This is a genomic window from Actinoplanes sp. NPDC049802, assembly GCF_040656595.1.
Classification (GTDB): domain Bacteria; phylum Actinomycetota; class Actinomycetes; order Mycobacteriales; family Micromonosporaceae; genus Actinoplanes.
Genome location: NZ_JBFAMR010000003.1, coordinates 67,384 through 86,424, shown reverse-complemented (window position 1 = coordinate 86,424; position 19,041 = coordinate 67,384). Strand labels below are relative to the sequence as shown.

25 protein-coding genes are annotated in these 19,041 nt (G+C 70.2%); 8 read left to right on the top strand and 17 right to left on the bottom strand.

Annotated features, from left to right (window positions below; all coding sequences use genetic code 11):
• Positions 1–14: 14 nt before the first annotated feature.
• The 6 genes from AB0I88_RS03100 to AB0I88_RS03075 all read right to left on the bottom strand — a co-directional run bounded on the left by AB0I88_RS03100 (position 15) and on the right by AB0I88_RS03075 (position 3,645).
• Positions 15–710, bottom strand: coding sequence for an HD domain-containing protein (locus tag AB0I88_RS03100; RefSeq protein ID WP_361017679.1), 696 nt, complete (start codon positions 708–710; stop codon positions 15–17).
• A 66-nt stretch (positions 711–776) separates the two neighbouring features.
• Positions 777–1,733 (bottom strand): MHYT domain-containing protein, encoded by a 957-nt coding sequence (locus AB0I88_RS03095; protein WP_361017678.1) that lies wholly within the window; start codon positions 1,731–1,733, stop codon positions 777–779.
• 151 nt (positions 1,734–1,884) lie between these two features.
• The gene (locus tag AB0I88_RS03090; protein WP_014688232.1) at positions 1,885–2,028 is read right to left on the bottom strand and encodes a GPGG-motif small membrane protein; all 144 of its coding nucleotides are present in this window, start codon (positions 2,026–2,028) and stop codon (positions 1,885–1,887) included.
• A gap of 42 nt (positions 2,029–2,070) precedes the next feature.
• On the bottom strand, positions 2,071–2,814 hold the full coding sequence (locus AB0I88_RS03085) for a metallophosphoesterase (protein ID WP_361017674.1): 744 nt from the start codon (positions 2,812–2,814) through the stop codon (positions 2,071–2,073).
• Positions 2,811–3,059, bottom strand: a complete 249-nt coding sequence (locus tag AB0I88_RS03080; protein ID WP_361017673.1) for a hypothetical protein — start codon at positions 3,057–3,059, stop codon at positions 2,811–2,813. Before AB0I88_RS03080 ends, AB0I88_RS03085 begins: the two co-directional genes overlap by 4 nt.
• A 1-nt stretch (position 3,060) precedes the next feature.
• Complete coding sequence (locus AB0I88_RS03075) at positions 3,061–3,645, bottom strand: nucleotidyltransferase (protein ID WP_361017671.1); 585 nt, start codon at positions 3,643–3,645, stop codon at positions 3,061–3,063.
• Between the two features lie 139 nt (positions 3,646–3,784).
• On the opposite strand from AB0I88_RS03075, the gene AB0I88_RS03070 reads away from it, so the two are divergent.
• Entirely contained in the window at positions 3,785–4,441 is a 657-nt protein-coding gene (locus AB0I88_RS03070; RefSeq protein WP_361017669.1) for a thymidylate kinase, read from the top strand.
• Here the strand turns inward: AB0I88_RS03070 and AB0I88_RS03065 are convergent.
• The gene (locus AB0I88_RS03065) at positions 4,432–5,121 is read right to left on the bottom strand and encodes an SDR family NAD(P)-dependent oxidoreductase (protein ID WP_361017667.1); all 690 of its coding nucleotides are present in this window, start codon (positions 5,119–5,121) and stop codon (positions 4,432–4,434) included. The genes AB0I88_RS03070 and AB0I88_RS03065 overlap by 10 nt on opposite strands.
• A gap of 532 nt (positions 5,122–5,653) precedes the next feature.
• Here AB0I88_RS03065 and AB0I88_RS03060 point away from each other — a divergent pair.
• A complete protein-coding gene (locus AB0I88_RS03060; RefSeq protein WP_361017665.1) occupies positions 5,654–6,655 on the top strand; it encodes a sigma-70 family RNA polymerase sigma factor in 1,002 nt (333 codons plus the stop codon).
• A gap of 75 nt (positions 6,656–6,730) precedes the next feature.
• On the opposite strand, the gene AB0I88_RS03055 is transcribed toward AB0I88_RS03060, so the two are convergent.
• From AB0I88_RS03055 to AB0I88_RS03045, 3 genes are all read right to left on the bottom strand, one after another.
• On the bottom strand, positions 6,731–7,693 hold the full coding sequence (locus AB0I88_RS03055) for an NlpC/P60 family protein (RefSeq protein WP_361017664.1): 963 nt from the start codon (positions 7,691–7,693) through the stop codon (positions 6,731–6,733).
• Between the two features lie 338 nt (positions 7,694–8,031).
• Positions 8,032–8,352: a DUF3817 domain-containing protein gene (locus AB0I88_RS03050; RefSeq protein WP_361017975.1), complete on the bottom strand. Its 321-nt coding sequence runs from the start codon at positions 8,350–8,352 to the stop codon at positions 8,032–8,034.
• Positions 8,353–8,376: 24 nt separating this feature from the next.
• Positions 8,377–8,805 carry a hypothetical protein gene (locus AB0I88_RS03045; protein ID WP_361017662.1) on the bottom strand — a complete coding sequence of 143 codons (429 nt, stop codon included), beginning with the start codon at positions 8,803–8,805 and terminating at the stop codon, positions 8,377–8,379.
• 83 nt (positions 8,806–8,888) lie between these two features.
• On the opposite strand from AB0I88_RS03045, the gene AB0I88_RS03040 reads away from it, so the two are divergent.
• Together AB0I88_RS03040 and AB0I88_RS03035 are read left to right on the top strand one after the other, a co-directional pair.
• Entirely contained in the window at positions 8,889–9,140 is a 252-nt protein-coding gene (locus AB0I88_RS03040; RefSeq protein ID WP_361017974.1) for a DUF6158 family protein, read from the top strand.
• Complete coding sequence (locus tag AB0I88_RS03035) at positions 9,140–9,658, top strand: DUF1360 domain-containing protein (protein ID WP_361017660.1); 519 nt, start codon at positions 9,140–9,142, stop codon at positions 9,656–9,658. Before AB0I88_RS03040 ends, AB0I88_RS03035 begins: the two co-directional genes overlap by 1 nt.
• 6 nt (positions 9,659–9,664) lie before the next feature.
• On the opposite strand, the gene AB0I88_RS03030 is transcribed toward AB0I88_RS03035, so the two are convergent.
• Positions 9,665–9,865 (bottom strand): hypothetical protein, encoded by a 201-nt coding sequence (locus AB0I88_RS03030; protein ID WP_361017659.1) that lies wholly within the window; start codon positions 9,863–9,865, stop codon positions 9,665–9,667.
• A gap of 320 nt (positions 9,866–10,185) precedes the next feature.
• Here AB0I88_RS03030 and AB0I88_RS03025 point away from each other — a divergent pair, with 320 nt between their 5' ends.
• Positions 10,186–10,368, top strand: coding sequence for a hypothetical protein (locus AB0I88_RS03025; protein ID WP_361017657.1), 183 nt, complete (start codon positions 10,186–10,188; stop codon positions 10,366–10,368).
• A gap of 70 nt (positions 10,369–10,438) precedes the next feature.
• On the top strand, positions 10,439–11,257 hold the full coding sequence (locus AB0I88_RS03020; protein WP_361017656.1) for a GAF and ANTAR domain-containing protein: 819 nt from the start codon (positions 10,439–10,441) through the stop codon (positions 11,255–11,257).
• A 263-nt stretch (positions 11,258–11,520) separates the two neighbouring features.
• Here the strand turns inward: AB0I88_RS03020 and mhuD are convergent, their stop codons facing one another.
• The 5 genes from mhuD to AB0I88_RS02995 all read right to left on the bottom strand — a co-directional run bounded on the left by mhuD (position 11,521) and on the right by AB0I88_RS02995 (position 15,166).
• Positions 11,521–11,826, bottom strand: coding sequence for a mycobilin-forming heme oxygenase MhuD (mhuD, locus tag AB0I88_RS03015; protein WP_361017654.1), 306 nt, complete (start codon positions 11,824–11,826; stop codon positions 11,521–11,523).
• A 94-nt stretch (positions 11,827–11,920) separates the two neighbouring features.
• The gene (locus AB0I88_RS03010; RefSeq protein WP_361017653.1) at positions 11,921–13,555 is read right to left on the bottom strand and encodes an MDR family MFS transporter; all 1,635 of its coding nucleotides are present in this window, start codon (positions 13,553–13,555) and stop codon (positions 11,921–11,923) included.
• Positions 13,552–14,022, bottom strand: coding sequence for a MarR family transcriptional regulator (locus AB0I88_RS03005; RefSeq protein WP_361017651.1), 471 nt, complete (start codon positions 14,020–14,022; stop codon positions 13,552–13,554). Before AB0I88_RS03005 ends, AB0I88_RS03010 begins: the two co-directional genes overlap by 4 nt.
• A gap of 46 nt (positions 14,023–14,068) precedes the next feature.
• Positions 14,069–14,662, bottom strand: a complete 594-nt coding sequence (locus AB0I88_RS03000) for a 50S ribosomal protein L11 methyltransferase (RefSeq protein WP_361017650.1) — start codon at positions 14,660–14,662, stop codon at positions 14,069–14,071.
• Positions 14,663–14,680: 18 nt separating this feature from the next.
• Entirely contained in the window at positions 14,681–15,166 is a 486-nt protein-coding gene (locus tag AB0I88_RS02995; protein WP_361017648.1) for a hypothetical protein, read from the bottom strand.
• Between the two features lie 204 nt (positions 15,167–15,370).
• Between AB0I88_RS02995 and AB0I88_RS02990 the strand changes: the two genes are divergently transcribed.
• Together AB0I88_RS02990 and AB0I88_RS02985 are read left to right on the top strand one after the other, a co-directional pair.
• Entirely contained in the window at positions 15,371–16,039 is a 669-nt protein-coding gene (locus AB0I88_RS02990) for a response regulator transcription factor (protein WP_361017647.1), read from the top strand.
• An 86-nt stretch (positions 16,040–16,125) separates the two neighbouring features.
• Complete coding sequence (locus tag AB0I88_RS02985) at positions 16,126–17,703, top strand: hypothetical protein (protein WP_361017645.1); 1,578 nt, start codon at positions 16,126–16,128, stop codon at positions 17,701–17,703.
• A gap of 28 nt (positions 17,704–17,731) precedes the next feature.
• Here AB0I88_RS02985 and serA read toward each other — a convergent pair whose 3' ends face one another.
• Complete coding sequence (gene serA, locus AB0I88_RS02980) at positions 17,732–18,961, bottom strand: phosphoglycerate dehydrogenase (protein ID WP_361017644.1); 1,230 nt, start codon at positions 18,959–18,961, stop codon at positions 17,732–17,734.
• Between the last annotated feature and the right edge of the window lie 80 nt (positions 18,962–19,041).

The window sequence follows — 19,041 nt, the reverse complement described above, 5'->3', positions numbered from 1 at the left end:
GTCGGGCCCCGTCCTCACTCGTCCAGGATGGCCGCGAATCGTTCCTCGGCCAGATCCAGCTGATCCAGGATGTGCTCCTTGGCTTGCGTGGAGAGCGGCGTGTCCGGGCGTCCCACCAGCTCACGCAGCGTGGGCACGAGCGGCCGGTACTTCGTGGCCGACCGGTACGCCTTGTCCATCGTGGTGTGGATCACGCCGACCCCGTTGTCGGTGAAGTCGGAGATCTTGATGACCCGCGCCCACGGATCGCGCTCCAGGTTCTCCGCCACGTGGGCACGGTACTGCTCGTGCTTGTCCCGATCCGGGTCGTACTCCGGGTTGGTGACCGACTCGACCAGCTCGGCGACCCGCGGATTGAAGCGGCGGGACAGCTCGGTCAGGGCGGCCGCGGTGAGCTCGGCATGCGAGGCGCCCGGCTCGACACCGCCCAGCTCGGCCGGATGGTCCTCGACGGCGTCGTGCAGCAGCGCCGCGACCAGCACGTCGACGTCCCGCACCCCGTAGTAGCGGATGATCCGGATGACCACCCGCAGCAGATGGTTCAGGTACGGCTCGCGGACGCGGCGGTCGGACGCGTGCAGGTCGGAGGCCAGTTCCAGCGCCTCGGTGAGCGTCTTGCGGTCTTCGGTCGGGAAGGACTCCAGTTCCAGGGCGAAACGGTCCCGCAAGCCGGCTTCTCCGTACACCTCCGTGATGGCGTGCAGTGGCATCGAGAGCAGCATCCTTGGCGCCATGCCGTTCAGATATACCGGATCAGGGGCGGCGACGGGCGTCGATCAGCTGCCGGATGTGGCCGGTGGCACGGCCGGCGACGGCGGCGCGGTGGGCCGGGGTGACGGCCGTGGCCCGGGAGAGGGACGGGCGGCGCCGGCGGTCCGGTTGCCGACGACGGCACGCGCCGCCGGGGTGAGCCGCACGGCGCCCATCGACGCCTGCTTGAGCGACCACGGCTGCGGGGACTCGGCGTGCACACCCCGCTTCGGGGTGCCGGCCCCGTCGGTGAACTCCTCCTCGGTCATCGCCTGGAGAGCGCTCAGCGCCACGCCGACGATGGTGGCCGTGGTGATCAGGATGATCGGCACCAGCATGGTGAGCGGGCGGATCCCGCCGGCCGCCGGAGCGCCCGGCCGCAACTCGATCTGCATGGCCGCCATGCCGGTGTAGTGCATGCCGCAGACCGCGACGGCCATCACCGCGGCCGCTCCGGTGACCTTGGCCCAGCCGCGTACCGAGACGGCGAACCACAGCGCGACTGTGCTGGCCGCGATCGCGATCAGGGCCGAGGCGACCACCAGCAGCGGCGAGTAGTGGACGGTGGCGGAGAGCCGGATGCCCTCCATGCCGGTGTAGTGCATGGCGATCACGCCGGTGCCGGTGAGTGTCCCGGCCGCCACCGTCTTGCCGGCGCTGCGCGCGCCGTGCCCGACCACGAGCAGGCCGATGCCGACCGTCAGCACCGCGAAGGCCAGGCTCAGCAGGGTCATCGACAGGTCGTAGCGGACCGGGCTCTCGGGCACGTCGAAACCGAGCATCGCCGAGAAGTGCATGAGCCAGATCCCGCCGCCGCCGATCGCGAACGCCGCGATCACCAGCCATCGGTTGCGCCGGCCACGGTTGCGCGCGTCCCGGGCCCGTGCGGTGCAGAGAAGTCCGAGGAAGGAGCCGAGGAACGCCAGCAGGTACGCGGCTATCGGATTGAACACGCCGTAGGTGAAGTGATGGACGTCGGCCACGCCGGGATTGAGTCAGAAATCAGCGGCCGTACATCGCACCCGGTGTGCGGGGGCGCACCAAAGAGAACCGGGGTCACCGGGGCCGTATCCGTTTCGGACAAAGCCGCGGCGACCCCGGTTCAGGTCGACGGTAGGGGGGATGACGAGGTGATCAGGTGAAGATGCTGACGCCGCCGGGACCCACCAGGAGACCGACGATGATCAGCACAACGCCCCACAGGATCTGCCGCCGGAACAGCGCGAGGATGCCGGCGACCACGAGGATTACGGCGAGAATCCAGAGCAGTAGGTCCATGTCCGGTCGATTACCCGGACCGCCGAAATCGGAAACCTGATATCAGGCGGGCACGAGTTTCGCGTCCACCGATTCGGACAACAGCTGATACACGTTGTACGCCTGCTTGATGACCGGGTGGGCGACGTTGCGGACCGGCACGCCGCCGGGGGTACGGCCGCGCTCCGATCCGTGGTGGGCGTGCCCGTGCAGGGCCAGCGCGGTCGGCGCCGAGTCGACGGCCTGACCGAGCTGGTAGCAGCCCAGGAACGGGTAGATCTCCAGCGGCTCGCCGACCAGGGTGTCCGGCACCGGCGAGTAGTGGGTCAGCGCCACCAGCGCGTCACACCGGACCGACCGCAGCGCCTCACCGAGCCGGGCCGAGATCTCCTCGGTGGCGCCGACGAACGACTTCATCTCCCGTTCGCCGAAGTTGCTGGCGCAGGCCCCGGCGAACCCCCCGCCGAAACCCTTCGCGCCGGCGATGCCGAGCCGGTGCCCACGGATCTCCAGCACCGTGGCGGCACACTCCAGAACCGTGATCCCGGCGTCGGTCAGCACCTCGGTGACCAGCTTCTCCTGGTCGCTCTGGTGGTCGTGGTTGCCGAGCACCGCGACCACCGGCACGCCCAGCCCACCGAACTCGGTGGCGAAACACCTCGCCTCGTCGACCGTCCCGTGCCGGGTCAGGTCGCCGGCGACGAGCAGGGCGTCGGCCCGGCCGGGCAGTTGCTCGAGGGCGGGCCGGTAGCGGCCCAGCACGTCCTTGTCCACGTGAACGTCGCCTACCGCGGCGATCCGGATCATGAAATCTCCTCCACCTCGCTCGGCGCCTGCGCGCGGGTGATGCCGATGTCACAGGTGATCTCGACCTCGGGGAAGTGCGAGGTCACCTGCCGGCAGATCTCGTCGCGCCGGTTCGCGCTCTCCACCTCCCCGCAGAGCACCACACCGTTCTCCCGGCGGTGCACGGTGATCCCCTGCTCGGCGACCCGGTCGTGCTCGGTGAGCAGACGCTGGATCTCCGCTTCGAGGTCGATCTGCATCGTCATCTCATCCCCCCACCCTAAATTCGCGCTCACCGGGGAACGCGACGACGTCCAGCCGGTCGAGAAGCACCAGAAACGCCTCGGCGTACGGCGAGTCGAGGGTCTCCTTGCGGACCCGTTCCCAGTCGATCTGCTCCCGCAGCGAGCGGGCGACCGGCAGCCCGGTCGCGAAGTCGCAGTAGTGCTGGCTGTAGCTGAGCAGCTTGTGCACCATGAGCCGGGTCGCGGAGAGCACCGGCATGTAGATCGCCTCGACGGAGATCTGATCGGTGTCGTGCAACGTCTCGTCGTCCACCGGCGACTCCACCGGGCGGAAGATGAGATCCACCATCCGCCCCTCGTCGTACACCTTGACCAGCCAGTCCTCCGGAGGCTGCTCGGTACGGCAGCCGACCGCGGACAGCTCCTGCAACGCCCGGTCCTTGTCCTGTTCACGGATCAGGAAATCGACGTCGTGATCACTGGAATAGCCGCCTCTGGCGTACACCGCGAAGCTCCCGCCCAGGGCGAAGGGTATGTCCGCGCTCTTGAGCGTCGAGGCGACGCGCTTGAGGGTGATGGCCAAACCCTCGTCCACACGGTGTGGCATGGCGACCTCCTGTACGTTCCCAATGGGTGAACGACTACCCGGAGTCGCGGCACCTTGAACCCTTGCGAACATTCTGAGGGACCGGGCCGGTCTCGCGGTGTGGAACAGAACGTGCGGCACCCGGCTACCGTGGGTCGGTATGGCTCTCCCCGCGCAGTCCACGCCGGCGGCGCTTCCCGCCCGCGGCGCCGCACGGCCGCCGCGCACCATCGCGCTGGTCGGTATAGACGGCTCCGGTAAGACCACGCAGGCCCGTGCGCTGGCCGCCGGCCTGCTCGCGGCCGGGCACCCGGCCGCCTACCGGCAGAACGCCGGGGGCCGGCACTGGTTCGGCCGGATCGCGGTACTCCTCGGGCGCGCTGACGCCGAGGACCTGTTCGGCCGCCGCGGCACGCTCGCCGTCGAGTCGGCGCTGCGCTGGCTGGCCATCGCCCGTACCCTGCTGCGCCGCGCCCTGCGCCGGGAGATCGCGGTGATGGACCGTTACGCGGTCTGTCAGTTCGCCAGTCTCCGGGCACACGGCGCCCGCCCGTCCGCCGAGCGGTTCGCCCGGTTGGCCTACCGGCTCTTCCCGCGCCCGGACGTGACGTTCTTCCTGGCCGTCGATCCGGAGGTGGCGCAGGAACGGGTCGAGCGCCGCGGCTACGACCACGAGTCGATCGAGTACCTCCAGGCCGCGACCGACGCCTACCTGTCGCTGCCGGAGTACCCGAGGTTCGTCGTGATCGACGCCAACGGCACGCCCGAGCAGGTCCTCAAGGCGCTGCGCACCGAGATCGGGCTCGATCAGGCCTGACCGTAGACGGGGATCTGCCCGCCACTGGCCGGGGCGGACGCGTCCGAGGCCAGGAAGAGGATCACCGCGGCGATCTCCGCGGGGCTGACCCAGCGACCGTGGTCGGCGTCCGGCTGGGCGGCCCGGTTGGCCGGGGTGTCGATGACGCTGGGCAGCACCGTGTTGCAGCGGACGTTCTGTTTGCGGTACTCGACGGCGACCGCCCCGGCGAAGGCCAGCACGGCGGCCTTGGCGGTCACGTAACCGGCCGCGCCCGGGAACGGGGACACCGCGGCCCGTGACGAGACGCACACCACCGAGCCGCCGCCGGCCGCGACCAGATGCGGCAGGGCCGCCGCCGTGGTCAGGTAGGTGGGCCGCAGGTTGACCGTGAGCATGCCCTCGAACTCCTCGACCGGGGTGCCGGCGATCAGGCCGCCGCCCGCGTACCCGCCGACGGTGTTCACCACCGCCCGCAGCGGCGCCTCCGGGTCCCCGGCTGCCACCGCGGCGGCCTGCCGTGCGTCCGCCTCGACGGTGAGGTCCGCCTCGACGCCGATCACGCCCGACGGCAGGCGGCCGGCCGTCCCGGGACGGACCGGCGCCACCACGCGCCAGCCGTCGGCCAGGAACGCCGTGATGGTGGCGGACCCCAGCCCGCCTGTGCCGCCGGTCACCAGAGCCGTACGCGTCACCGTCATGGGGAGCAGCTTGTCACACCGTCGGGCGTGTGCTTTTCCTCACTCGCCGGCCGACCTGCCCCCGACCTGGGAATGTTTCGCGCTCGCCGAGCGTCACCCGTGTGGGCGAGTGAACTGTGGCGTGGTGAGGCGCATTGTGACCGGTGGTCCCGTCGGGCCCCGGAGAACCCGGATCTTTCGTAGGGCCGTTTGTTTCAGGCCCGTCTTGACCCGGCCGACAGTGCACATGAACCCCGCGGGCGTGAAACCCGTACTCGGGGGTGACGAGCATCGCGAAGCCCAGGGTGATGCCCGTCGCTGTGACGATGAGAGGCCGATGGTGTTATGAGGAACGCGCGAAGGGTATCCGAACGTCTGCACGGTGGCCGTGAGGATGCCGCACTCAGGTTCCGCGCACTGGGCTCTCAGCTATCACCCAGGCATTCGTGACACTTTCGACCCACCAACCGGAAATGAGCGCGGCCAGCAATTTGTTGTGTAGATGTGTCAGCAACCGCAATGCACGAGCTGCGGACGTTACGGGAGAGGGCTGATGGACGCAGGTAATGCCCGTAACAGGGTTAGTGACGGCAATGAGGGGACCGTGGGCAACGTGGAGAAGAGCACCGTGATGCGTACCGATCAGGTCGCCGAAGAGCGCGACCTCGTCGGAGTCTACCTGCACGAGATCTCCCGGACGCCGTTGTTGGATGCCGAACGAGAGGTCGAACTCTCCAAGGCGATCGAGGCGGGCCTTTACGCCGGGCACCTGCTCGAAACGGGCGAGGACCGTCGCGGTGTCAGCCGGGAAGAGCTGGAGCGCCTCGTCACCGAGGGCCAACGCGCGAAAGACCTGTTCATCCGGGCCAACCTTCGGCTGGTCGTCTCCATCGCCCGCCGCTATGTGCGTTCCGGCATGCCGATGCTCGACCTGATCCAGGAGGGCAACACCGGCCTGGTCCGCGCCGTCGAGAAGTTCGACTACGTGCGCGGCTACAAATTCTCGACGTACGCGACGTGGTGGGTGCGCCAGGCGATCAGCCGGGCCATCGCCCAGCAGGAGCGGACCGTCCGTCTCCCCGTGCATCTGGTCGAGGACGTCAACCGGATGCGCAACGTGACCCGTCAGCTCGTCCGTGAGCTGGGCGGCGACCCGGAGCCCGAGCAGATCGCGGCAGCCCTGGGCGTGACCGTGGAGCGGGTCAACGAGCTCACCCGCTGGGCGCAGGACACCGTCTCCCTGGACACCCCGGTCGGCGACGACGGCGACACCAACCTCGGCGACCTGGTGGCCGACAGCGACGCCCCGAGCCCCGAGGAGATCGTCCTCAACGCGCTCGAGCGGCAGCGCATCGAGGGCCTGCTGAACCACCTGGACGACCGGTCGGCCGGCATCATGCGGGCGCGGTACGGCCTGGAGGACGGCCGCGAGCACTCCCTGACCGAGGTGGCGTCCCGCTTCTCGCTCAGCCGCGAGCGGATCCGCCAACTGGAGATCCAGGCGCTCGGCCGGCTGCGCGAACTGGCCCGGGCCGAGGGCCTGCAGGCCGCCTGACCACCGCGGTCCCCTGAAACGATCGAAGGCCGGTGCCCCCGTGGAGGGGGCACCGGCCTTCGCCGTCGTGCGGTGCTACTTGACGCGGCCGTAGCCGTTCGGGCTCATGATGTCGATCGAGCGGTGCAGCACGTCCCGGCCGGCGGACGGCGCGTCGATGATCTTCCCGCCGCCCACGTAGATCGCGACGTGGCCGTTGCTGCGGTAGAACACCAGATCGCCGGGTTCCAGGTCGGATCGGCTGATCCGGGCGGTGGCGCTGTACTGCGCGGCGGCGTTGTGCGGCAGGGACTTGCCCGCCGCCGCCCAGGCCGCCGAGGTGAGACCCGAGCAGTCGTACGAGTTCGGGCCGGCGTCGCCGTAGCCGTACGGCTTGCCGATCTGGTTGAACGCGAACGTGACCGCCTTGCCGGCCGAACCCGGGATGTCCGGGATCTTGCCGGTGTAGGAGCCGCTGTCCTCAGTGGCGCTGCCGAAGGCGGCCTCGCGCATGTCGTACAGGTCCTGGAGGTCGTCCTCGATCTTCTCCTTGCGCGCCGCCAGCTCTTTGACCTGTGCGGTCTGCTTGGCCTGGGTCGACGCCAGGGCCGCCTTGCGGTCGGCGAAGCCCTGAGTGGTCTCCGTGAACGTGTCGATGTCCAGCTGGTTCGACCGGGTGATCTGCTCCAGGAACGTCATCCGTTCCAGCAGGTGGCTCTGATCGCCACTCACCAGCACGGTCATCGGGCCGACACGGCCCTGGATGTACGTGGTGGCGGCGATGGTCTGCACCTTGTCGGTGGCCTCGGCCAGCGCCGCCTGAGCGGGCTTGAGCGAGGCCTCCAGCTTCGCGGCGTCGGCCTTCGTCTTCTTCAGGTCGAGCCGCATCTTGTTGTACGACTCGGTGACGTCCTCGAGCTTCGCCGACGCTGCGTCGATCTTCTTCTTCAGCTCGTTCGCGGACGGGGCGGCGTGTGCGGCCGTCCCTCCGGACGTGGTGATCGCGAACGCCGTCAGCGCGACCACGAGCGCCCGGAGCCGGGTTCGGGGGTGTGGCACTGGTCAGGGGCCTTTCTTCCGCTTGGCCGCCCACCGGGTCGGCGGGAAGCGAGGGCTGGAAGAGAGGCCCTGTCCGCGTGAGTCCCGGCCCGGTTCGCGACGGCCGGCGCCCTGGGGTGAGGGACACCGGATCGCCGCGCGTCATTCGGCGGCGTTGGCCGGCGCCACCCGAGGGTTTGTGGCTGCGGACCGGACCAACCGCATTAACCTATCGACGGAAGAAAAGAAATCAAGGCCTGAGCGAGTGAAATTTACCAATAGCCGGGCATGCGCGATTAATCCCGATAACGGGCTGTTATTTGATCGCCGCTCAGCGTTATTTCGGCGCGATGAACGGACTATTCGCTCAGGGCGGGCTCGGGCGCCGGAACCCAGTGACGAGTCACCTGACGCTCGGCCCAGAACGAGAAGAACGGGATGGTGCCGGCCAGCATGACGAGGACCATCCGGCTGAACGGCCACTTCGCACGGCGGGCCAGGTCGAAGCTGCAGACCAGATAGACCATGTAGAGGAAGCCGTGGAACGGGCCCACCGTCTCGACCACGATCGGGTTTTCGGCCGGGCCGTACTTGAGCGGCATGCCGACCACGACGAGGGTGATCAGGACCACGCCGACGATCCAGGCGATGATCCGGTAACGGGTGAGGGCTCCCTGCACGGCGGGTGACTCCTTCATCGATCTCTACTGGGGAATGCGGCCGGGGTAGTCGGCGGGGCGGGCGCCCGGGTTCGCGGCGAGCCAGGCCAGGTAGTCGTTGTAGGCGTCCAGCTCCGGATCGGCCACCTCGACCGGCGCCGCCGGGCGGGCGCCGACCCGGACCGGGCGGCCCGGAACGACCGGGGAACCAGGGGTGCTCGGCGCGGCCGGCGGCTCCTCGACGGCGATCGGCGGCTCACCGGAGGCCTTGCGGCGGGCCACCTGAATCTCCCGGATCCAGATGAAGACGACGAAGCCACCGAAGACCGGCCACTGGAACATGTAGCCCCAGCTGATCGAGTTGCCGTCGGCGGCGCGGCTGTACTGCCACCAGCCGAGGGCCAGGCAGCCCACGGTCAGGACGAGCGCGAGCAGATGCCGGGCCATCCACGCCGGAGTCCACAGCCCTTTCATGCCCCGAGCGTACCGGCGGGTTTGGTGAACGCCCGCCCGGGAACCCGTCCGGCGAGGGATCACGATGCGAACGGAGACGGATGATGATGGAAGCACGGTTCGAGGACGGGGCGACGGTGACCTTCGACACCGGTATCGACCCGGCGGGCCTGGCCGACGACGACCTTTTCCGGGAGCTGGCCAGCCTCTACCGGACGAGGTTGCAGACCCTGCGGCACGGCCCGGACGCGGCGCTGGAGAACCACTTCAAGCGAACCGCCGAGCTGGAGACCGAGTACATGGCCCGCTACCCGGGCCGGGAGGTCGACCCGGGCCGGCTCACGCAGGACTTCTGATGACGGTTCTGCGCGATCGGATGACCCGGATCGCTCAGCGGTACGCGCCGCACGAACACCGGCCGCTGGACGGCTACGTGGTGGCGATGGGCGCCTTCGGGGCGATGACCGGGTTCCTGGCGGCGGCCGTCAAGCTCAGCGGCCGCCCGGTGCCGGAGCGGCCCGCCATGGCCGACGTGGCGCTGCTCTCCATCGCCACCCACAAGCTCAGCCGGCTGGTCGCCAAGGACTCGGTGACCAGCCCGCTGCGTGCCCCGTTCACCCGGTACGCCGAGCCGGCCGGCGCGGCCGAGCTCAACGAGGAGGTACGGGACGAGGGCGGCTCGGTACGGCACGGGATCGGTGAGCTGATCACCTGTCCGTTCTGCCTGGCCGTCTGGGTGGCCACCGGGCTGACCGGCGGGCTGGTGCTGGCGCCCCGGCTGACCCGGCTGGCGGCCACCGCGCTGACCGCCACGGCCGTCTCGGACTTCCTGCAGCTCGCGTACTCGATCGCCAAGGAGAAGGCCGAGGGCTGAGGTGGATCAGACGTGGATGGCGCGCAGGGCCTCGGCGGCCTCGTCCTGGGCGTACTCGCCCTCGGGCAGGGCGTCGATCCGGGTCAGCGCGGCCGCCGGAAGGTCCGCGGCGATCGCCCGCCGTTGCAGGTCTCCGCTGGTCAGCCGCTCCTGGGCGTCGTAGGCGGCGTCCAGGAAGGCGTCCAGCTCTCGGATGTCATCGGTCACGGCGGGAGGACTACCCGGGCCCGCCCCGGCCAAACACCGCCGGTGTAATCCAGGTCACATACCCTTACGGAATCAGGTGCCGGTGCCGACGGTTGTGAACGGATGCCGGTGTGCCCAGTGTCCCCGGGCCTCACCCATCGCCTGCACGGAATACCGCGAGCGGTCGTCCCCACGCATGTGGGGTCCGACCGGTTCGGCTGGAGCCGTGTTGAGCCACTCGCCGCGAGGCGACCTGCACACCGGCCTCCGCGTCCGCCCTCCCGGTCCCACCGGGAGGGCGTCGCGGTTTTCCGGGCCCCGCTGCGGGTATCCGCCCGCACATGACCGACGAACGCATCGGGCGGCGCGCCGCGAACCTGCTTCCGGAAGAGACGACGACGGGCAGCGCCGACCCGCGGGCCCAGGCCGAAGCGGTGCTGGCCGAATCCGACGAACGTGAGGACGACCCCGAGGCGGCTCCTGACTCGTTTCTCGAACATCGTCGTTCCGACGAGACCGTTTAATCCGGCAACACCCCCCATTAGGGGCACCTCGTGGCACATGTTTGCGGATAGACGTGGCAATATCCCTCGGGTGTCTGCCCCCAAACGACGTGTCCCGGCCGCGCAGCGTGGCGCCCGGCTGACCCGGCGTACCCCCGCTGACCGCATGCTCACGCCGGCGCGCCGGGGTATCGCCCGGCGCTCGTCACCGTTCTCCGGCACGCCGTCCCACGGCCCGCATCCGGTCGAGCTGGCCGGGCTGCTGCACGAGGTGACCGTGCGGTTGCTCTCCGCCGACTCGCTCACCCAGGCGCTCGACCGGCTCGCCGCCTTCGCGGCCGGGGCGCTGCCCGGCGTGGTCCGCTGCTCGGTCGCGCTGATCGGCGAGGGCGGGCCACTCACCGGGGCCGCCTCCGGCACCGCGGGCGAGACCTTCGATCATCTCCAGTACGCGGGAAGCGCCGGACCGGGACTCGAGGCGGCCCGCACGCGTTCCGTGGTGACCTCCGCGGACCTGCCGGCCGACGGACGATGGCCGCAACTGCACGCCGCGGCCCGGGCCGACGGGCTGCCCGCCGTCGCGGCGGTCCCGCTCGACGTGCGGCGCACCGCGGTCGGAGCGCTCAGCGTCTACCCGGACCGGGCCGGCGAGGTGAACCCGGAGGTGCTGGTCACCGCCATGGCGCTGGCCGGGCAGGCCGAGGTGCTGCTCGGCGAGCTGCACCGGCGCGAAGCGCTCACCGAGGGCGCCGAGGTGGACCGCGCGGTCGGTGTGATCATCGCGCAGCGCGGCTGCGGCGTGCAGGAGGCCTACGCCGTCCTCCAGGAGAGCGCCCAGCGTCTCGGCCTGGACCGATCCACCGTCGCCGGCCGCCTGGTCGCCGCAGCCGCAGCCCGCAACCGGGCCTGACAACCGTCACGCGCCAAGGAACGGCCCACCGGCACCCCACCCACCCGCGGAGCGCGCCGCCAGTCCGGGAGTGAACCTCCCACCGTTCCCCGCGCAACGGCACCAATCCGCACCCGGATCGCGTGGTCGTCCACCCGACCCACCCAGGAAACGGCCCGCCTCACCCCTACGGCGGTGTACTCGACGTCCTCCGCAAAAAGCTGCCTCGACACCGGTGAACAAGGCTTTTTGCCGCGGAGCGAAGCGAAGCCAGCCAGCCCAGCTCAGCTTTTCTCGACGTGCTGGACTACCTCGAATTCCAGGAGGGAGGCGCCGGTGGCCACCGGGCGGGAGCGCTCGCCGGCGTGTGCGGCCTTGGCGTCGCCGTTCGCCCAGTTCTGGAAGGCTTCCTCGGACTCCCAGCGGGTGTAGACGAAGTAGCGGTTCTCGCCGGAGACGGGGCGCAGCAGTTCGAAGCCGAGGAATCCGGGGGAGTTCTCGACCGCGCCGTGCCGGGCGGCGAACCGCTTCTCCAGTTCGGGGCCGGCGCCTTCGGGGACCTCGATCGCGTTGATCTTCACAACAGCCATGTGGTCACGCTACTGCGCCTGCCTGAGAAGGCGGTGGAGGCCGGGGGTGCGGGCGGGTGCTTGTCGCCCGTACCCCCGGGATTTGATCTTGGATTTAGGCGGGACCGTCGCCGGTGGCCTGGAGCGCGTCCTCGGCTCGGGCCTGCTGCGCGGAGCGCTGCGACAGTGGCAGTTCCGGGAGGAAGAACACCACGATCAGGCCGAGGAGCATCACGAAGAACGCGATCAGGTAGACGACGTGCACGCTCTCGGCGAAGCCGACCTTGAAGGGGTGGGCGATCACGTCGGTCAGCTGGTTCAGGAACGAGGTGTCGGCCAGCCCGGCACCGCCCGTCGCGGTCTTCAGCAGCTCGGCCTGCGCCGGATCGGCGGCCAGCGCCTGCTGGAACTCGGGCGTCACCCGCGCCGAGGCGTAGGCGTCGCGGATGTTGCCGGGCAGCACGTTGAACAGCACCGACAGGAAGATCGCGGTGCCCAGCGTGCCGCCCATCGAGCGGAAGAAGGTGACCGCACCGGTGGCGGTGCCGATCTCGCGGGGGGAGACCGCGTTCTGCACGGCGGTGATCATCGGCTGCATGTTGCTGCCCAGGCCGAGGCCCATCAGCACCATGACCAGCATGGTCCGCCAGAGCGGGGTGTCCGCGCCGATCAGCGAGAACAGGAACAGCGAGATCACCATGAACACGCTGCCGACGATCGGGAAGATCCGGTAGCGGCCGGTCTTCGAGATCAGCTGGCCGGAGATGATCGAGCCACCCATGATGCCGACGACGAACGGGATCATCTGCAGGCCGGCCAGCGTGGCCGACGAGCCCTTCACGATCTGGAGGTAGAGCGGAACGGTCATCAGGCCGCCGAACATGGCCATGCCCAGGATGGTGCTGGCGGTGACGCCGACCGCGACCGTGCGCTTGCCCAGCAGGGCCAGGGGCAGCAGGGCCTCGTCCTTGTACGCCCGCTCGGCGAGCACGAAGCCGGTCAGGCCGACCGCGCCGATCACGTAGCAGAGGATCGAGCGCCCGGAGTCCCAGCCCCAGTCCCGGCCCTGCTCGGCGACGGTCAGCAGCGGCACCAGGCCGATGATCAGGGTGAGCGCGCCGGGCCAGTCGATCCGGTGCTCGACCCGGTGGTGCGGCAGGTGCAGCACCCGCGCGACGACCGCCATGGCGGCCAGGCCGACCGGCACGTTGATGTAGAACACCCAGCGCCAGCCGTCGGTGCCGAGGATGGTGTCGGCGCCCGCGAAGAAGCCGCCCAGGATCGGGCCCAGCACGCTCGCGGTGCCGAAGACGGCCAGGAAGAAGCCCTGGTACTTGGCGCGTTCGCGAGGCGGGACGATGTCGCCGATGATCGACAGCGAGAGCGACATCAGGCCGCCGGCGCCGAGGCCCTGGATGGCCCGGAAGGCGGCCAGCTGCCACATGTCGCCGGAGAGGCCGCACAGGAACGAGCCGACGACGAAGATGCCGATCGCGAGCAAGAAGAACGGGCGGCGGCCGTAGATGTCGGAGAGCTTGCCGTACAGCGGTGTGGAGATCGTCGAGGTGATCAGGAAGGCGGTGGTGGCCCACGCCTGCAGGTCGAAGCCCCGCAGGTCGTCGGCGATGGTCCGGGTCGCCGTCGCCATGATCGTCTGATCGAGCGCGGCGAGGAACATGCCCATCATCAGCCCGCCGAGGACCGTGAGGATCTGGCGGTGGGTGAACTCCACCGGTTCGGCGTGAGTCACGCAGGCTCCCGTGGGGGTGTTGTCGGGTCGGTGCGCAGCAGCGCCTCGACCGCGTGGTTGAACTCCGCGAACAGGTCGGTGAAGGCGGCGATCCGCTCGGCGGGCCAGTCGGCCAGCGCCCGCTCGAGCATGGCCGCGCGGGCCTCACGGACCCGCGCACAGGCCTGCACACCGGCCTCGGTGACGGCCAGCCGCGAGGCGCGGCCGTCCGCCGGATCCGCCTCCCGGCGGGCCAGGCCGGCCTTCACCAACTGGGCGGCCTGGCGGCTGATCGTCGAGGGATCGGCCTGCTTGAACTCGGCGAGATCGGTGACCCGCATCGGGCCCATCGCGAGCAACGGCGGCAACAGCATCAGCGCGGAGAACTCGGCGCCGAGATCCCCGGGTCTGAGCATGCCTCGGAATCGCGGGCCCATCCGGACCAAGCGGGCGATCTCGTCGGCGAGGCGGGTGGATTCTTCGTGCACGGCACCTCCGGAGGGAAGATGCATGTAGCCTACATCTTTTCGGGCCTCATTTGAGCCGCCAGACTCCGGTCGTCAAGGACTCGGTGTCCTCCAGGGCGGCGGGGACCGGTACGGCGTACTCGGTGACCAGATCGAACAGATGACCCGGGAAGAAGCCGCGACCCGGGTCGCCGACCAGCACCGTCGCGCCGGCACGCCGGGCCGTGCGCAGCGAGCCGACCATCTTCGGCGTGACCGTGGGGCTGTAGAAGACGTCCCCGGCCAGCACCACCTGCGGATCGTCGAGGTGGCCCACCAGGGACAGGCCGTTCGCCGACGCGTTGCGGTGGGCGGCCTCCACGGCCGCCGGGTCGATGTCGGTGCAGGCGACCGCGGCGGCACCGCAGTAGGCGGCGGCGATCGCGGCCACCCCGGAACCGGTGGCCACATCGAGAACGCGGCGGCCGTACACCTCCTCCGGGTGATCCAGCAGGAAACGGGCCAGCGCCTGGCCCCCGGCCCAGGCGAACGCCCAGAACGGGGGAGGCTGATCGCTGTGGAACTCGCCGCCGGTCAGATCGAACAGGCCGACCGGGCGGTTCACCAGGAACAGTGAGATCTCCGGGGCCAGCGGCACCGGCGTCAGGGTGGTGGGCAGCACCCTGTGATTCTGCTGGTCCTACCGGATCGGCTGCGGGGCGCTCGCCATGATCATCTTGGCGCGGTACTCGGCGCGGGCCTCGGCGGCCCAGGGCGCGTCCTCGTCCTCCAGCAGCGGGCGCGAGGCCAGCACACCGGCGGCGGCCAGCGGGCGGGCGGCCCGGGCCTGCGGACGGCCGGCCGCAACGGCGAGCAACTGATCGAAGGTGGCGGCGTCGACATGCACCCGATCAGGGTCCAGACGGAACACCCCGCGGCGGCCGACGACCACCGAGTCACGGTCCCGGACGCCCGGCTCCAACCTGTCCCGCAACACCGCCAGATCGGACTTGACCGTAGCCGTGGTGACGCCCAGCGTGCCGGCCAGCTCCACAAGCGACCAGCCGCCCCGCAGCGCCAGCAGGGCGAGCAGGTGACGAGGCCGGGCGCCGCCGAAGTCGTCCCCGGACAGGACGATGCCCCGGGTCCGGACCTCTAGCGGGCCGAAGAGCTGGATGTCGAACATGATCCAGAACTCTGCTTGCCGGGCGGTACGGCGGCAAGCCCCAAAGCGAGGGGGTGAGTCGGCCGAACGACGGGGCATCCGGACCGCTCGGAGGCAACCGGGCGTCGGCCGTACCGGGGGGCAGCCTGTTGGTAGGTCGGGATGTCCATCGGGTAATCCTTAGACTGCGCGGAGCCCGACGGGGCGGACTGAGGAAGGTGACGTATGGACAGCGGCGGGGCGATCACTGTGCTCGTCGTCGATGGCCACCAGACCTTCGCCGAGCTGCTCGGGCATGCCTTGGCAGGTCAGCCCGATCTGCGCTGGGTGGGGCACGCCAGAACCGGGGCCGAGGCGATACGTCTCGCGGCCGAGTTGCGACCCGATGTGATCGTGCTCGATCCGGAACTGTCCGATGCCGACGGGATCGCCATCGCCGAGCTCATCCGGGTCCGGCAACCCGATTCACGTGTGGTGATCCTCACTGCGAGCGAGGAGCAGAGCCTCGTACGGCGAGCCACGACCGCCGGAGCGGCCGGATTCCTCTCCAAGAACGGTGCGCTCGGTGACGTGCTGAACGCGTTGCGCACCGCCCACCGGGGCAGCATGACCGTCTCCACCGACATCCTCGCCCGGCTGCTGCGCAGCACCGACCCGGCCACCGCCACGCGCGGCGCCGTCGCCAACGGCGGGCTCACAGTCCGGGAGAACGAGGTGTTGCAGCTGATGGCGGCCGGTTTGGACGCTCGCTCGGCGGCCCGCCGGCTGGGCATCAGCGTGCACACCTGCCGCGGATATCAGAAAGCCGTGCTCGCCAAACTCGGCGCACACAGCCAACTGGAGGCGGTCGCCATCGCCACCAGACGAGGACTCCTGCGATCTGACCCACGGTAAACATTGCTGTCACTCATCCGATAGGCGATTCCATACGTACTTCCATCGGGGGACACACCCGAGGGTGCGCTGCAGGGAGGAATCGCGTGGACCGTACCGCCGCCGTCGGCTCATCGCCCGACTCGGCCGGAGCCGGGGAGGGGGAGGAGCGTACGGCTTCCGGGCTGCCATTGCGGCGGCCCAAGAAACCGGCGCTCGAACCGGAGGGGCAGCCGGTCTCGTGGTTCGGCGGTTCGCCGTCCGGCCCGTCGTCGTCTGACCTGCCGCTGTCCGGCCCGTCGTCGTCTGACCTGCCGCTGTCCGACCTGTCGCCGCCCGTCCTGTCGTCCGGCCCGTCGCCGTCTGACCCGTCGTCCGGCCCGTCGCGTTCCGTGTCGTCGCCACCGGCCTTCGGGCCGGCGTCACCGGCCGGGCCCGGGCGCACGTCGTTCGGATTCAGTGACGGGCCGATCGGGCGATCCCGAACGGGGCGTGCGCCCGGTGAGGACGGCACCGCGAACCAGCCGGTCGTTCCACCCGCCGGCGGCGTCATGGGAACGCTCGCCGCGGCTGCGGGGGCACTGCCGATTCCGGACCGGCCGCCGCTGCGCCGGAGGGGCCGGTCCCGGCCGGCGGAGGACTCCGGGGAACCGCCCATAGAGTGGACGGCGGATCCGGCGCCGTCCGGGATGGACGGGTTGTCGTCCACCGGTGCGCCGCTGTTCCCGGCCGCTCCGGTCGAGACGCCGCCGTCCGCCGCCGTCTCGCCGTCCTCGCCCGGTGCGGCGCCGGGGCCGTCCCCCGAGCCCGTGTGGGGGCCGATCGGGAGCCCGGCCGGGGAGTCGTTCTGGAGTGGGGCGCGTGATCAGCGGGCCCCCGGCGCGGACCAGCCGGTCGTGTGGGGCGACGCCCCCGCGGCGCCGGCCGCGGCCACCCGGCCCCGGCAGTCCCGGCTCGTCACCGCCGGCATGACGTTTTTGGGTGTGGTGGCGCTGGCCGTCGTGGCGCTCACCGGCGTCGTCTACTACACCGGCGAGAACAACCAGATCAGCGACATGCTGCAGCTCGGAGGCGACGACCAGCGGGTGGTGACCGGCCCCCTGGAAGCCCGGACCCTCGCCACGTTCGAGATGCTGGCCGCCACCGACCGGGTCCGGTTGAGCATCGCCGACCTGGGCTCCGACATGTACCGGATCAGCGCGCCCGAGGGAGCCGGCATCCGGCCCAGCGCCGAATTCCGTGACGACCGCCTGCGAGTGGACGTGGCCCGGGACACGGCCGGCACCGGAGGCGAGGTGGAGGTCGTGCTGTCCGCGAAGGTGCGGTGGACCATCCGGTTCTCCGGCTACTCGGCCGAGCGGATCGTCAACCTCAGCGAGGGACGGATCCGCGGCATCGAACTCGTCGGCGGCACCCGGCGCGCCGAGATGACGCTGGCCGACGCCTCCGGCACGGTACCCATGAAGATCACCGGCGGGATCGAGGAGCTGATCCTGCGGGCGCCCAGCGGCAGCCCGGTGCGGATCAAGGTCGGCGGGGGCGCGGGAACGGTGACGGCCGGCTCGCGGACGCTGAAAGACGTGGCACCCGGGTCCACGCTCACTCCGAAAGGCTGGGCCAGCGGCGACCGCTACGACGTGGACGCCGTCGCGCCGGTCACCCTGCTGACGGTCGAGACCGCCTGACCTTCCCGGGTCAGGCGGTCCCGCATCGTCAGTTGAGGACCCGCAGACGGACGGTCTGCTCCATGGAGCGCAGCTGGTCGAGAACCTCGTCGCTGTAGCCGAGGGCGATGTCGGTGATGAGGTAACCGAACTCGCCACGGGTGCTGAGCATCTGGCCCTCGACGTTCACCCCGTGCTCGGCGAGAATCCGGTTCACCTGCGCCAGCACACCGGGCGTGTTCTTGTGCATGTGCACGATGCGGTGCATGCCGGGCAGCTCGGGCAGGGTGACGCCGGGCAGGTTCACACTCAGGGTGGTGTTGCCCTCGGTCACGAACTTGGCCAGCTTGTTCGCCACGAAGCCGCCGATGTCGGACTGCGCCTCCTCGGTCGAACCGCCGATGTGCGGGGTGAGAATCACGTTCGGCAGGCCACGCAACTCCGACAGGAACTCGTCGCCACGCCCCTTCGGCTCCTGCGGGAACACGTCGACCGCGGCGCCGGCCAGGTGGCCGCTCTTCAGCGCGTCACGCAGCGCCAGATGGTCGACCACGATGCCGCGGGACAGGTTGAGGAACAGCCCGCCCGGGCGCATCTTGGCGAACTGTTCGGCGCCGAAGAAGCCGGCGTTGCCGGGCCGGCCGTCCACGTGCAGGGTGACGATGTCGCTGGACTCCAACAGCTCGTCCATGCTCGCGCAGCGGTGCGCGTTGCTCAGCGCCAGCTTGTCGGCGGTGTCGTAGAAGGAGACCGACATGCCCAGGTTCTCCGCGAGCACCGACAGCTGGGTGCCGATGTTGCCGTAGCCGACGATGCCGAGGCGGCGGCCGCGGATCTCGTGGGCGCCGTCCGCCGACTTGTCCCAGACGCCGGAGTGCATCAGCGTGTTCTTCTCGGTGAGCCGCCGGGTCAGCGCGATGATCTCGGCGATCGCCAGCTCCACCACGGAACGAGTGTTCGAGAACGGGGCGTTGAAGACCGCGACGCCACCGGCGGTCGCCGCCGCCAGGTCGATCTGGTCCGTGCCGATGCAGAACGCGCCGATCGCGACCAGGCTGTCGGCCGCCTCGAGCACCTTCGCCGTCACCTGGCTCTTGGAGCGGACACCGAGCAGCTGAACTCCGGAGATGCGGTCGATCAGCTCGACCTCGTCGAGCGCGTTGCGCAGGGACTCGACCTGGAAACCGTCCTCCTCGAGCCGGGAAACGGCGTCGGGGTGGATGCTCTCGAGAAGCAGGACACGCACCTTGGGCTGGTCGATCATCATCTTCCGTTCCATGTTTCGGTTGGGCGCCCGGGCCGCCACGCCGAAGCCCAGTTCGAGGCATCCAGCCTAGTCTCCCGGCATGCCGGGCCCGG